Annotated in this window: 13 protein-coding genes and 1 tRNA gene; 9 read left to right on the forward strand and 5 right to left on the reverse strand. The window is 42.1% G+C overall.

Annotated elements, in window-relative coordinates; translation table 11 throughout:
* Positions 1 to 425 precede the first annotated feature (425 nt).
* The 3 genes from OQ5_RS0105760 (at position 426) to OQ5_RS0105780 (ending at position 3,126) form a co-directional block, all read left to right on the forward strand.
* Positions 426 to 1,565, forward strand: coding sequence for a methionine aminotransferase (locus OQ5_RS0105760; protein ID WP_016776571.1), 1,140 nt, complete (start codon positions 426 to 428; stop codon positions 1,563 to 1,565).
* A gap of 148 nt (positions 1,566 to 1,713) precedes the next feature.
* Positions 1,714 to 1,785 (forward strand) — tRNA-Arg (locus OQ5_RS0105770).
* A gap of 582 nt (positions 1,786 to 2,367) precedes the next feature.
* Complete coding sequence (locus OQ5_RS0105780; RefSeq protein WP_016776573.1) at positions 2,368 to 3,126, forward strand: NYN domain-containing protein; 759 nt, start codon at positions 2,368 to 2,370, stop codon at positions 3,124 to 3,126.
* Positions 3,127 to 3,129: 3 nt separating this feature from the next.
* Here the strand turns inward: OQ5_RS0105780 and OQ5_RS0105785 are convergent, their stop codons facing one another.
* Positions 3,130 to 3,432, reverse strand: a complete 303-nt coding sequence (locus tag OQ5_RS0105785) for a hypothetical protein (protein ID WP_016776574.1) — start codon at positions 3,430 to 3,432, stop codon at positions 3,130 to 3,132.
* Between the two features lie 383 nt (positions 3,433 to 3,815).
* On the opposite strand from OQ5_RS0105785, the gene OQ5_RS25235 reads away from it, so the two are divergent.
* From OQ5_RS25235 to OQ5_RS0105800, 4 genes are all read left to right on the forward strand, one after another.
* Positions 3,816 to 3,962, forward strand: a complete 147-nt coding sequence (locus tag OQ5_RS25235; protein WP_085931013.1) for an SEC-C metal-binding domain-containing protein — start codon at positions 3,816 to 3,818, stop codon at positions 3,960 to 3,962.
* Positions 3,963 to 4,266: 304 nt separating this feature from the next.
* On the forward strand, positions 4,267 to 5,193 hold the full coding sequence (locus tag OQ5_RS0105790) for an Abi family protein (RefSeq protein ID WP_016776575.1): 927 nt from the start codon (positions 4,267 to 4,269) through the stop codon (positions 5,191 to 5,193).
* A 116-nt stretch (positions 5,194 to 5,309) separates the two neighbouring features.
* Complete coding sequence (locus tag OQ5_RS0105795; RefSeq protein ID WP_016776576.1) at positions 5,310 to 6,194, forward strand: DUF488 domain-containing protein; 885 nt, start codon at positions 5,310 to 5,312, stop codon at positions 6,192 to 6,194.
* Positions 6,194 to 7,012 (forward strand): hypothetical protein, encoded by an 819-nt coding sequence (locus OQ5_RS0105800; protein ID WP_016776577.1) that lies wholly within the window; start codon positions 6,194 to 6,196, stop codon positions 7,010 to 7,012. The genes OQ5_RS0105795 and OQ5_RS0105800 overlap by 1 nt, the downstream gene beginning before the upstream one ends.
* A gap of 106 nt (positions 7,013 to 7,118) precedes the next feature.
* Here the strand turns inward: OQ5_RS0105800 and OQ5_RS0105805 are convergent, their stop codons facing one another.
* Positions 7,119 to 7,463: a hypothetical protein gene (locus tag OQ5_RS0105805; protein WP_141638857.1), complete on the reverse strand. Its 345-nt coding sequence runs from the start codon at positions 7,461 to 7,463 to the stop codon at positions 7,119 to 7,121.
* A 163-nt stretch (positions 7,464 to 7,626) separates the two neighbouring features.
* Between OQ5_RS0105805 and OQ5_RS0105810 the strand changes: the two genes are divergently transcribed.
* Both OQ5_RS0105810 and OQ5_RS0105815 read left to right on the forward strand, forming a co-directional pair.
* The gene (locus OQ5_RS0105810) at positions 7,627 to 8,031 is read left to right on the forward strand and encodes a NifB/NifX family molybdenum-iron cluster-binding protein (protein ID WP_016776579.1); all 405 of its coding nucleotides are present in this window, start codon (positions 7,627 to 7,629) and stop codon (positions 8,029 to 8,031) included.
* Between the two features lie 19 nt (positions 8,032 to 8,050).
* Positions 8,051 to 9,910, forward strand: coding sequence for an NAD(P)/FAD-dependent oxidoreductase (locus tag OQ5_RS0105815; RefSeq protein WP_016776580.1), 1,860 nt, complete (start codon positions 8,051 to 8,053; stop codon positions 9,908 to 9,910).
* 377 nt (positions 9,911 to 10,287) lie between these two features.
* Here the strand turns inward: OQ5_RS0105815 and OQ5_RS0105820 are convergent, their stop codons facing one another.
* From OQ5_RS0105820 to pbpC, 3 genes are all read right to left on the reverse strand, one after another.
* The gene (locus tag OQ5_RS0105820; protein WP_016776581.1) at positions 10,288 to 11,052 is read right to left on the reverse strand and encodes an RAD55 family ATPase; all 765 of its coding nucleotides are present in this window, start codon (positions 11,050 to 11,052) and stop codon (positions 10,288 to 10,290) included.
* 93 nt (positions 11,053 to 11,145) lie between these two features.
* Complete coding sequence (locus tag OQ5_RS0105830) at positions 11,146 to 11,394, reverse strand: YfhL family 4Fe-4S dicluster ferredoxin (protein ID WP_016776583.1); 249 nt, start codon at positions 11,392 to 11,394, stop codon at positions 11,146 to 11,148.
* 263 nt (positions 11,395 to 11,657) lie between these two features.
* The gene (gene pbpC / locus OQ5_RS0105840; protein WP_255297404.1) at positions 11,658 to 14,039 is read right to left on the reverse strand and encodes a penicillin-binding protein 1C; all 2,382 of its coding nucleotides are present in this window, start codon (positions 14,037 to 14,039) and stop codon (positions 11,658 to 11,660) included.
* Positions 14,040 to 14,085: the final 46 nt, after the last annotated feature.

Raw genomic sequence — 14,085 nt, forward strand, 5'->3', positions numbered from 1 at the left:
ATTTAAAATGAAAATAGCGGGCAATTTGTACTAAGATTAAAAAATCTGCCAATGAGATGTTTAGAGATATTTAAAACAAGAAGTTTCGGTAGAGAGACTGATATTAAACAATTGAACCGAACATGGAACTTTGATTTCTCAACCCCCCTACAACTTGTCCCGATTAATCAGGGAAAGCGCATGTGTAAAAGCATTTCGGGTTCTCCCGGTAAATCGGGGAAAGCTCTTAGAACTACAAATATCAACTTATATAGTAAGGAAAAATTAATCCATAACCATTCGTCAGAAAAGGCTTTTCTACACGATAAAAAGATGCATTTTTGCAGCGAATAATTGCGTATATTTGATAGAAGCCGAAAATAAACCGGCTGATAATTATGAATCGTTCAGGCGAAAACTCAATTATTGAATTTTAATAACACAACATGATAGCACCTAAACTTATTACCCTTGAGAACAGTATTGTGAATGCAATGAGTGAATTGGGCGATAGCCACAATGCCATAAATATGGCTGCCGGATATACCGATTTTCACTGTTCTCCGAGGTTGATAGAACTGGTACAAAAGCATATTTCTGAAGGGATCAATGAATTTGCACCGGCCAACGGCGTATTGCAGCTGCGCGAGAAGCTGGCCCGAAAAATTGAAGAGCTTTACGGTCACAAATACAATCCGGAGACCGAGATAACCATTACGGCCGGAGCCACACAAGCCATTTTTACTACAATAACGGCGCTGGTAAGAGAGGGCGATGAAGTTGTCATTTTTGAGCCCGCTTACGACAGTTATGTGCCGGCCATAGAAATTAACGGAGGAAAACCGGTTTATGTTCCCCTGAAAGCACCTGATTTCCATATCGATTGGGGAGAAGTACAGAAACTGATCACTTCCAACACCCGTATGATCATTATCAACACGCCACATAATCCTACCGGTAAAGTCTTTTCAGAACTGGATATGCTCAGGCTGCAAAAAATCATTAACGGGACACGCATTGTAGTTCTTTCGGATGAAATATTCGAGCACATTGTCTTTAACGGAGAGTCACATCAAAGTGTTGCCATGTACCCCAAACTGGCCGAACGCAGCATTATCATCAGTTCGTTCGGAGAAACTTATCATGTTTCGGGATGGCAGATCGGATATTGTGCAGGACCGGCTGATGTCATGAACGAACTGCGAAAAGTCCAGCAGGTGATGATGCAAAGCGTTTCTTCTCCGTTCCAATGGGCATTGTCAGAATTCCTGGATTTCAGGGAAGAGTACCTGCAACTGAGCGATTATTACAGGAAAAAACGCGATCTTTTTAATGAGCTGATGACGGCTACCCGGTTCAAACCAATCCTGTCACACGGAACTTTCTTCCAGCTTTTCAGCTATGAAGGCATCACGGATGAGAGCGACAAGGATTTTGCCATTCGGCTTGTTAAGGAAGCCGGTGTGACCACCATTCCGGTCAGTGCTTTCTACCACGAAAAATCGAAAAAGCATTTACTTCGATTCAATTTTGCACGCACGGATGAACACCTTCAAATGGTGGCCGACAGACTTTCTGCATATTAGTCACTGTGATTCTTACACCAAAGATTTATTTTTTCAAATCTGGATGAAATACTTTACTGTTTTTACAATTCCTTGCAAATTTTGGGTAAAGTCAAAGCGGTTTCCTATTACCACGGATTTTTCTATTTTTGCAACGCGAAACATTAATGGCCCCATAGTTCAAGGGATAGAATAGCGGTTTCCTAAACCGTAGATCCAGGTTCGAGTCCTGGTGGGGCTACCTGTAGATAACGAAGCTGCTAAATTTTATTTGGCGGCTTTTCTTTTTTTAACTACATATTGATCGATACGTAACGAATTCTTCTTTACTACTAATAATTAGTTTCTGTTGTAACTTGATATGAATCCCAATCGTCATACCTTTTAACATTAGTGATCAAAACAAAGAGCTATGAAACGTTTAATATTAATGATTGCAATCAGTATTCATTTCATTTCTGCAGGTACAGAAGGCCCCGAAATATTCACCATCAGCGGAAGAGTAACTATCAATAATTCTTGACTCTGAAGAAACCGGCGAAACAGGAAAGAGCAAGACGTTTGTAATTAGATGACAAGAAGGTTGCAAGAGTGTGTCTAAAACTCTATATGTGTCCTTTGTGGGAGGGATTACCGCCAGGCTATGCCGTTTTGTTTTCAACAAAAAATCCGCACCAGCGAATGCATCAGAAATTTTCTGCTTTTTCACTCCGTCAAACTTTTTCAAACACCTGTAATTAAAACTACTGACTACTGACTATAAACTACTGACTGAATTAAAATTCTAACCTTTTATTAGAATTATTATTCGTAATTTGCACCCATGGATTTAAAATTAGCAGTCCTCATTGACGGGGACAACATACCTTCGGGCTATATAAAAGAAATGATGGAAGAGATTGCCAAATACGGAAATCCTACCATCAAGCGGATTTATGGCGATTGGACCAGGCCAAACCTTTCGCGCTGGAAGAATATTCTTCTGGAAAATGCCATTACGCCCATCCAGCAATACGGGTATACCACCGGCAAGAATGCCACCGACTCGGCCATGATTATCGATGCCATGGACATTTTATATTCGGAACGGGTAAACGGTTTCTGCCTGGTTTCCAGCGACAGTGATTTTACACGTCTGGCTACCCGCTTGCGGGAAGCCGGGATGCTGGTGATTGGTATAGGCGAGAAGAAAACACCCGATCCCTTTATTGTGGCTTGTGATAAATTTGTTTACATCGAAATTTTGAAGAATACCGGCGATGAGGATGGTGGAGCAGAACAAGATAAAAAACCTGCCAAAAGTTCGGTAGATAAAATCACACCCAAAGTGATCCGCCTGATTTCAAGCTCCATTGATGACATTGCCGACGATGACGGATGGGCCTTCCTGGGCGATGTGGGAAACCTGATCCAAAAGAAACAGCCCAATTTTGATGCGCGTAATTACGGATTTCAGAAACTCACCCCTTTAATAAAATCAATTAGTGATTTTGAAATTGAAAAGCGTGAAAACTCCAAAGGTCAGCTTAAGTTGATTTATGTGCGAAAAAAGGAAAAGCCTAAAAAGAGAGCGAAGAAATAGTTGTTAGTCCTCATTTCCACCCTGGCATGATAGGCAGGCGTTTGCATAATTGTCGTACTCATCAAATGCCGGGCCCGGTTTCCCGTTGATGGTTATGATGCGATCGAGTCTTACCTGTTCTCCATTTTTGAGTGTCAAAAATTCACCTTCCTCTGACTTATAAATTCCTTTGTATTCCCCTTTTGCCTGTTCGAGCGTGTTTTCCGGGAGAAAAAAGAATACATTCAGTTCTCCCTTATTTTTGGCCAGTTCCTCAATGATGTCGTTAAAATCCGGATCAACTGGTAAATACTTTGAATAATTCATGGAATATAGTTTTTTTACAAGTTAAGGGTTTTAAAACAGGATGTAAAGGTCTTAATTCATATTCACCACGATTGGGAATAATTTTGTTGAGAAATGCATCCAATAAGGGTTTACTTTAATATTTGTTCAGGTTTAAACCCTTGAATTTTAAACAAAAATGAATTGTCCTGTAGTTTACTTAGTGCTTGTCTGTAAATTACGCAAAACTTGTTTCTGGTCATGTGTCTGTTCAGAAAGTGCCAGTTGCAAGGCTTGCGAAGCCGGCAAAAACGCAGTTTACTACACGTAAATGAGTATTTTGGCGGCGAGCGTAACACAGCAAATGGTACTTTATGGACAGACACTACTTAGGGGTTGCTGAAAAAGTCAATTAGTTGCAATTTATGGGAGAAGCCGGCTTCACCCCGTGTAGTATAATAAACTGCGCATTGTTCAATCATCAGAAAATACTGCACAGGTTAAAGCCGGGAAGGAATGATCCCTGTCCGTGTGGAAGTGGTAAGAAGTATAAGAAATGCTGTGGAAAATAAACTCCCGGTTCGTGGAGACTCTTTACAGCGATAAACGGCAGCGGTGGGCCAAATATGCATCCACTATCGCATTCTACCCCAATAAATTGTAAGTTTGCAATATGTATTATCGCCGGAAAATATTGTTATCGCTAATGAAGGATTGTGAAAATTTAATAGCTGAAAAATTCATAACAGAATCACTATTAACAAAGTTTAACACAAAATCATTTCAAAAGACTCATAAACGCCTTATGTTTGTATCAACAGAACCCGTTTTGCATACCATCAGAACTGCAATCGGGTCATTTTTTTTATATACCCTATGGGAAATAAACCTGCCTATACCATAGAAAAACAGCTCGATTTACTCAAAAATCGGGGAATGATCATTCGCAATGAAGAAAATGCCTCCCATTTCTTAAAAAATATAAGTTACTACCGATTAAAGGGGTATTGGTGGGATATGCAAAGTGATTTTCATCTACATTACTTTAAGCCTGATTCTGTTTTTGAGGATGTTATTGACCGGTATAATTTTGATCGGCACCTGCGTTTAATCCTTTTCGATGCAATAGAACGCATAGAAATCGCACTCAGAACAAAGCTCATTTATCACATGTCATTAGCCTATGATGGCCTATGGTATTTGGATTGTAATTTATTTGACAATTCGATTAAGACGATAAAAGGTGTTACGAAAACTATTCACCAACACACGCTGTCAGAACTAAAAAAGGAATTCCACCGCAGTCAGGAAATATTTATTAAAGACCACAAGAAACGTTTTCCACACAATTACCCTGATGCCTGGAAAATCCTTGAAGTTGCCTCGTTAGGAATTTTATCAAAACTTTACAAAAGTCTTCGACATCAATTGCCTGAAAAGTCAAAAATAGCCAATGAAATGGGGTTAAATCTTCATAGTGAGTTATCAAGCTGGCTCGAAGCAATTACTTATATAAGAAATATAATTGCACATCATTCCCGCCTGTGGAGTAGGAACATGGTAAAAAAACCTACATCAAATATTAAAAATCCTCCCCTTCCCTGGTTGAATGGTTCTTTAGATAGAAATCAATGGAAAAAACCCTTTCTTATTATATCGTGTATGATATATCTGTGCAATAAAGTAACACCGGGACATCAACTTAAACCCAAAATCAAGGAGTTATTTTCAAATAATAAATCAATCCCTTTATATAAAATTGGATTCACGAACGAATGGGAAAAACAGCCGCTTTGGGAATAAGTATGGTTCACCCAGCAAATGAGAATTTCTTTGCAGAGCAAAGCAGAAATCGATAATTACTATACAAATGAACACCCCCTTTGCCATTCTACCCCAATAAATTGTAAATTTGCAATATGTATTATCGCCGGAAAATATTGTTGTCGTTGTTGCAGATTTTTGACAATCGGCTGGATAAAATCAGTCTTCAAAAGCTGTTGTTTTTGTTGTCAAGAGAGCAGGAGAAGAAGTCGTATCATTTTGTTCCTTACAAATTTGGTTGTTTTTCATTTCAGGCCAATGCCGATTTGGTTACGCTTTCAAAGTATAAACTGGTAGAACCCTCCACGAAATATTGGAAAAAAACAGATGATACAGATTATTTGGAGACCTTAAAACCAAAAGATAAGGCTGTGCTGCGGCATATAAAAACCCAATACGGCAGCCTGGATAAGGATGAACTTATTAGGCTTACTTATCGACAGTATCCATTTTTTGCAATTAACAGCACCATTGCCAATAGTGTTCTAACGACTGAAGAGAATCAAAAAGTTAAAAATCAACTACTGTCAAAAGATACCACTGTTTTATTTACCATAGGTTACGAAGGAATATCTTTGGAACAATACATTAATAAGTTAATTGTTAATAATGTAAAGGTTTTGTGTGATGTGCGCAAAAATCCACTCAGCATGAAATACGGATTCAGCAAAAAACAGCTATCCATTGCCTGTGACGGAGTTGGAATTGAATACCTGCATTTTCCGGAAGTAGGCATTGAATCGGATAAAAGGCGGGAGCTTAAAACTCAGGAAGATTACGATAAATTATTTGAAACCTATAAATCTGATACCCTCTCGAAAACAATGGCTAAGCAAAAAGAGATTCTGGCTTTACTGGAAAGTAAAAAGCGTATTGCCCTTACTTGTTTTGAAGCAAATATTCGCCAATGCCACAGAAAACACTTAGCCGAATCAATTTCAAATATGGAGGGTTTTGTCTATGAAATAAAACATATTTGATGGTGAAAACCAAAGTCCTTATTACCGTTAAAACCTATCCTGCTATTTCGAAAAAGTACGATGAGTTGGTCTGCACAGCAGGGTTCAGGGAAGATGGCTCGTGGATAAGGATTTACCCTATTCAATTCCGGAAAAGATCATACGCTGAACAATACAAAAAGTACGACTGGATTGAATTAGACTTGATCAAAAACAACAGCGATTTCAGGCCTGAAAGCTTTCGACCTGTATCTCATGAAACGCCCATCATAAAAACAGGAGAAATAAAACCAGATGGAGACACCTGGGAAGAAAGAAGAAATATAGTTTTAAAGAACGTCTATCACAACATATCCGAACTTATTGCCGAAGCTAAAAACAAAGAAATTTGCACTTCTTTGGCTGTTTTTAAACCTACCGAAGTTTTGGATTTTGTTTACAAAGAAGAACAAGAAAGAACATGGTCGCCTGATAAATTGGCCCAATTTCAGCAACTGAATTTATTTGAAAAAGATAGAAACAATAATATTCAGGTAGTGAAAAAGTTGCCCTATAAATTTATTTATAGGTTTAAAGATAATGCAGGCACCATTTGTAACCTGATGATCGAAGATTGGGAAACAGGTCAGCTTTACTGGAATAGTTTAAGGCGCCATGACGGAAATGAACAAAAAGCCTGTGAAGATGTACGAAAAAAATATTTTGACGACTTTGCAAAAACCAGGGATCTACACTTCTTTTTGGGAACTACAAAAGTCCATCATTTCAGAGCAACAAATCCTTTTGTGATAATTGGGACTTTTCATCCCAAACCGATTGTCCAGTATAAGCTTTTTTAAAAGCCCCTGCTAACTTGTATTTTTATCGTTGTTGTAAGGAGATCAGGTCAATGGGTGTGAAAATCTAATTGTTTGAATCCTTTGCAAAATAGACCGTTAATAAATTTTACGCAGTAAATAATTCTAAAGCCTCAAAATTTCTTTGCGGTACCGACCGATAATCCGCACCAGCGCTGGTTGCACCGGTGCCCTGACTTTCCGTGCCGGCACAAATTATGTCTTCCTGCTGCATAATGTCCTTTCCTGGCGGAATCGATCCTCCCCTGGCGGAAAATCGCCCTTCCCTGGCATAGAAATGTGCCTTCCTGGCGGAGTTTTGGCTATCCTGCCGGTAAAGTCGGCCGTCCTGGCGGAAAATTTTACCGTCCTGGCGAGAGTATGACTGAAGCTGGCGGCCAGGAAGCCCTGAAAAGCCGCCAGGAAGGGGTAATTTTCCGCCAGGACATGTCAATAATATGCCAGCGCAGGCAATTTCATGGCAGGACATATCAAACTATTATTTGAAAGGTATTTCCCTGAAATATTTCAGGTCAATCTGCCCATTTTTTAAATGCCGCTGATTCGCAGGCTTCTTCCCCGATAATTAATTTTATCTCAACAAATAAAAAGATCGCATGGATCAGGAAAAAATAAGATTTGCCTTTGCTTTGGGAACAAACGAACAGTTTGAACCAAAACATTTTGGAGAAGCAGAAAAATACGCAATATACGAATGGAGCGATTGTAATTTGAATTTCATTACCTCTATCCCTAACCCCATGAAGGATCTCAACGAGGAACAATTGCACGGTTCGCGACTGAAGGGTACCGGAATCATTAATCTGTTAAAGAAAGAAGAAGTAAACGTAGTGGTATCCAAGCAATTTGGCAAGAACATCAAAATGATCAATCAACATTTTGTGCCAGTAATCATCAATGTAAACAATCCTTCGGAGGCTTACAGGTTTCTGAAAAACCACATTCAATGGATCAGAAATGAATTGTTGAAAAACGGATCCGGATACGAACTTCTGATATAGATAGAAAAGAAATATTGCAATGGAACAGTTAAAGAACAAATTCATTTTAGCCCCCCTGAAGCTTGGATATGCAAAAGGTGACGGGATTGTCACAGAAAAGCATTTGAATTTCTACCAGCAACGTAACCGGTACATCGGTGCCATAACTCCCGAACCGCTTTATATGGATGCCGGCTTACGTGAGCTGCCTACCCAGTTAGGAATCGATGCTGATGACAAACTGGAAGGACTGACACAACTGACACAGGTGATTAAGGAGCATGGTGCAGCCGCCATTGCTCACCTTAATCACCCGGGTAGGATGGCCAACCCTAAAATACCCTACAACTATTTTGTTTCATCAACGTCAAAGGCTTGCGAAAATGGCGGTGCCACTCCGGAGCGGATGAATCGCGAAATGATGGACCGCGTCATTGAAATGTTTGCCGTTTCGGCAAAGAGAGCAGTAAAAGCCGGATTCGATATTATAGAACTTCAATTTGGTCATGGATATCTGTTGGCACAGTTTCTTTCTCCTGCCGTCAACGACCGGAAAGACGAATACAATGGCAGCCTGGAAAAACGCGCTAAATTCCCCCTCGAAGTATTAGATGCCGTAAAAGATGCGGTAGATGTCCCGCTTATTGCCCGCATCAGCGGAGATGAAATGATTCCCGGCGGGCTGGGCATCGGTGAGATGAAACAATTCTCATTAATGCTGCAGGAACATGGTATTGATGCTATTCATGTATCGGCAGGCTCCTCCTGCTCCACACCGCCATGGTTTTTCCAGCACATGTTTGTACCTAAAGGAAAAACATGGCAGCTGGCCTCTGAAATTTCGGGAGTAACAGATGTTCCTGTTATTTTTGTAGGGCAAATTAACACCAGGGAAGATGTTCAAACACTGGAGTCGCAATATCAGGCCGACTATATTGCACTGGGACGGGCGTTAGTGGCCGATGCGGATTTTGTGGGCAAATTGCACGATGAAGCAGAGGGCAATATCCGTCCATGCCTGGCCTGCTCCGAAGGCTGCCTCGGGAACGTCAAAAAGGGTAAAGGCCTCGGATGCGTAGTAAATCCACTGGTGAACAACAATCTCCCGAAGCCCGGAAAAGCAGAGAATCCGCGAAAAATAGCGGTAATTGGCGGCGGACTTGCAGGCATGCAATCGGCAATCGTCTTAAAAGAACGCGGACACGATGTGGTAATATTCGAGCAGGAACGATTGGGCGGACAGTTTATCCTGGCCTCCCTGCCACCCCGAAAGCAAAGCCTGTACCGAATCGTCGATTTCTTTGTTGCCGAACTAAAACGCTTGCAAATACCAGTCATTTATCAGGAAGCAACAAAAAAAGAGCTCGACGGAAAAGGTTTCGACGATGTCATAATGGCAACAGGAGCACGTCCGGTTATTCCACCTATCAAGGGGCTGAAAAAATACTATTGGACCGAATTCCTCAACAACGATCAGTTGCCCGAAAATGAAACCGTATTAATTGTCGGAGGCGGACTTATTGCCATGGAAATGGCATCTAAGCTGGTAGATGCTAAAAACCAGGTCATCATTATCGAAATGCTCGACGAAATAGGTCGTGGCATGGAGATGCTCGAAAAAGCACAAACATTAAAAAAATTGCACGACAACGGCGTGCAGATATATACCCGGCATAAGGCCGCCAGTATTGAAGGTAACATGGTTTTTATTGAAAATGATAATAATCTGAGGACAAAAATTGAAGGGGTGGATAAAGTAATCGTTGCAGCAGGGATGAAGAGCCATGTGCCTTTTGAACCAAACTCGGGTGCCAGGGTGCACTATGTAGGGGATGCCAAACAAGTGGGGAAAGCCGAAAATGCTATCCATGATGCTTACAAACTGGCATTGGAAATATAACCAACCCTGAAAAACATGAGGGGTCAGCGGTAGAAAGCGTTTTGTTTTGATTGATTTGTCCTGTGTTCCCGCAATTTTTCTTTCGATTTTTTGCCTGACTGGCCCCTTTATTTACTTGTGAAAACTAAAAAGCCCGGCGAAGCCAAAATCCTTCACCGGGCTTTCTTCTGGTCACAGCTAATTAGTGTCTGTCCATAAAGTGCCATTTACTGTGTTACGCTCGTCCGAAAATTACTCATTTACAATAAGTAAACTCCGTATTTTCAAACTTCTCAAGCCTTGTAAATGACACTTTCTGAACAGACACATCATAATAAGTAGGAAACTTTTACTACTTTATAGACAGGCACGAATTAGGGTCTGCTGCCAACGTGCTGTCATGCAACATTCTTAATCTCTTTAATAAGTCTTTTGCGTGATGCTTCAGCTACTTTGCTTATTTCCACGAGCATATCTTCAGAAATAGGAACATTCACCTCATCTTTCAGAAAATCGGTATTTTTCATTCGCTCAATCCTGAAATACAGCTTCATCCCTTCTTCCATCCGGGTAAACATCAGGTTGTCGGCAACATCTTCCAGTTCTTTAATTTCACCGGCAAGAGCACTGGTGCTTACAGCAAAAAAATACGAACGGCTTTTATCGTTTTGCAACATATCTTTTAAGTCTGACAGCAATCGTTCCTTATGCACATCTGAAAATAGCAAAAGGTTAAGTGCCGACCCGAATACCATGTTGTTCTTGCTGTCATCGCTCTTCAACATCGCTTCTGCCCGCTCAATGGTCCGGCTCCATATTCCCGGCTTTACCAGGTTAGCCTTCAGAGTATCATCCGACACCGTCTCAATACCCTGAATCAAAGGGTCCAGCTGAACGTATATGACCCTTCCCCGGTAATCGTTCAAATCCATTCCGTAGAGCTTAAACATGGCTGTCTTAACCAACTCGCCGGTGGGATACTGAAGTGGAATGCCAATAACGGAACCTCCTGCCTTCAGCCATGCCGCCACAAAGGCAAATTCAACAAGCGGTTTGCCGGTACCCCCGGGCCCACTGATGAGCGTAGATGAAGGAAGAGGAATTCCCTGGGGAAGAAGTTGGTCGAGCCATTCCTTCCCGGTGTATAAATTCTGTGTCATCATCAATCTTCCTCTTTTAGCCTGATTAATTGGAAATAATAATAATTCAGGAAATACAGTTCTACAGGGTCATTTCCCGGATTAAACCCGGTTGTTTCATGCCCCATGCAGTTTTTTCTTTTTCTCCATCAACTGCTCTTTTGTCTCCTCATGTTCAGGATCTGGAACAATGGCATCTACCGGGCAAACATTAACACATTGCGGTTCATCAAAAAATCCGACACACTCTGTGCAACGGTCGGGATTAATCACAAAAATGCTGTCGCCTTCTGATATGGCATCGTTGGGACATTCAGCTACGCATACGCCGCATGAAATACAATCATCGGTAATTTTTAAAGCCATGATACACCTCCATTTAGTAAGTTGATAATTAAACTCTTAAAATGCCCGGCAACCTATCGAACGGGAAAAATATTTCTCCCTCAACAAAGGAAACCGGATCCAAACTCAAAAGCGTTTTGTTAAAAATTGAGGTGTTTTCTTTGTGAAGTAAAACCAGTGTCGTATCAGGCATAAAATGATACAACACCAAGGTGATTGTTTATTCAAAGATAATACAGGTTCAGACAAAAAACAAAGTTATTTAGATTTTTTTTAAATAAGCCTTACTCGATGACTTTGAACCTCCTCTGCAAACGATTCCCTTCGTTATCAACAATGGTCAAAACATGTTTTCCGGTGTCGGGGGCGCACACTATTTCGTGCGGTGCATTTGTATGACCAAGATACTCACCATCCAGATGCCAGAAGACAGAAGCTCTGGTATTGGCATGCACCGCTTTAAAGACAATATCCTGTTTCTCTCCGTCCAGATCGACGGGGCGGATGACCACGGCCCCGGGGTTTGGATAGATGAATTCCATCGGGTTGTTTTCATCGTCAAAACAGCCTGGTTTTTTGGGCGGAAGAAAACGATAATCAGCATTTCGGCGACTGTAATACCACCCCATAACCGGTGGCAGCACAAACCATGGCTCAGTAATAATCTCTCCGTTTGGTTCGCACGAAATCCGGGTACGAAAGTGACGGTCGGGTGTCAGATGTACCAGCTTGTGCCACGGACAAACAGGTGGCGCTTTAACGGTATTGGGGACGAGTAAAGTATCGGGATGGGGACAAACAGTGCCAGCCAGGTATCCCGAGCTACTGCAAACCGCGGCTTCGGTCAGGTCGTCGTATGGCGTTCCGAACCATTCCCCCTGGGGTAAGAGATCAAAAAGTTGAAACATCAGCGGACCGGCAGTAGTTCCACCCAAAAGACCGGCTCTCCCCTCTCCCGAAGCATTGCCAACCCAAACAGCAACAACGTACCGGCCATTAATTCCTACACTCCAGGCATCGCGAAAGCCAAAACTGGTACCTGTTTTCCAGGCTATGTTCTGTCCCGAAGCAAAGTTCTCCCAACCTGACTCTTCAGGAGGTCTGACAAGACTCCTCATCGCTTCAAATGCCCACCAGATGGCCCCGGCAGGAAACACCGGCGGATAGTCGGTATAGGTGACCTCTTTCTTCTCCGGAAGTTCAAGAAACAGTGAATGAAAATCGTCTGTCCGGTAACGGCTGCCTTCTTCTGTATAATGGTGTAAGGTTCTTCCCATAGAAGCATAGCTGCCGGCCAGTTCCCAAAGATTTACTTCTCCACCACCTAAAATCAGGCTCAACCCGTAGTGATCAAAACCTTTGTTCAAAGAAGAAATTCCTGCATCAGACATTTTCCTCAGAAACCTTTCTCCTCCATACCGCCTGAGGAGTCTGACAAAAGGCACATTGAGGGAGCGGGAAAGGGCGTCGTTTGCAGGCACTGCCCCGTCGAAGCGGGGATGGAAGTTCTTCGGAGCGTAACTGCCATACTGAGTCGGAACATCAGGCAAAAGCGTTTCCGGAAGAATTAACCCGTCCTGAAGTGCTGCTATATAAAGAAAAGGCTTCAAAATACTACCAGAGCTTCTGTTTGCTCTTATCATATCCACCGAATGTCCTGCCTTTTTTTCTCCCGGCCGACTGTTTCCAACATAAGCCAAAACGCAGCCTGTTTCCACATCGGCAATTAATGCTCCGGCATGACGAATGTGATTGGCAGCCAATCTTTCTGAATGTCGTTGAAGCGCTGTGGATGCCCTTTGTTGCAGGTCATTGTCTATAGTGGTTACGATTCTCTGGCCAGGTTTGGTTTTCAGAAAATGGTCGACCAGATGAGGTGCATCATCTGGCAGTTTCCGACGTCCACGAGGCAGAGACTCGGCAATGGACAAACGTAATTCTGTGGTGTCGATATGCCCCTTTTCGAATAATTTTTGAAGCAAGCGGTCTCGCTTTTCTTTTAGTCTATCCTGGTTGAATCCGGGACGAAGCATCCCCGGTGAATTGGGTAAAACAGCAAGTAAGGCAGCTTCGGCCCAGGTCAAATGATCTGGAGATCGCTCAAAATATTGCCAGGCAGCCGTTTCAAACCCCACAACATTGCCACCGAAGGGCGCATTGGCTGCGTACATCAGTAATATTTCTTCTTTTGTTTTGGCCACTTCCAGGCGCAAAGCCCGAATCATTTCCCAAAGCTTGTTAAGCACGGTGCGGGGCGCATTTCCCGACATGCGGGCCACCTGCATGGTGATGGTACTGCCACCGCTTACAATCTTTCCTGCCCGGATGTTCTGCTTCATTGCCCTGAAAATGGATGCAGGATTGATCCCGGGATGAAAATAGAAATATTCATCTTCAAAAAGCAGCAGGCATGTTGTATACTTTTCCGGAAGCTCCCGTGGTGCAGGGAATCGCCATTGCCCGTCATCTGCAATATGAGCTCCCAGAAGTGAACCCTCTCCCGCCATAAGAACGGTAGATAAAGATGAAGAAAAACGAGGTACGGGAACGAAAAGAAATAAACCAAACAATGTCATCCCGGCGAGAAGAAAACGAAATATTCTTCGGGATAATACTATATCCGATAATTTTCGTGACCAATATTGCAATCGTATAAACAAATCCATAAATCTGTGGTAATGCTTGCAATCAGTGGAAATTGTGCACGTCTAT

Source organism: Anaerophaga thermohalophila str. Valhall, assembly GCF_000250735.1.
GTDB classification, from domain to species: domain Bacteria; phylum Bacteroidota; class Bacteroidia; order Bacteroidales; family Marinilabiliaceae; genus Anaerophaga; species Anaerophaga thermohalophila_A.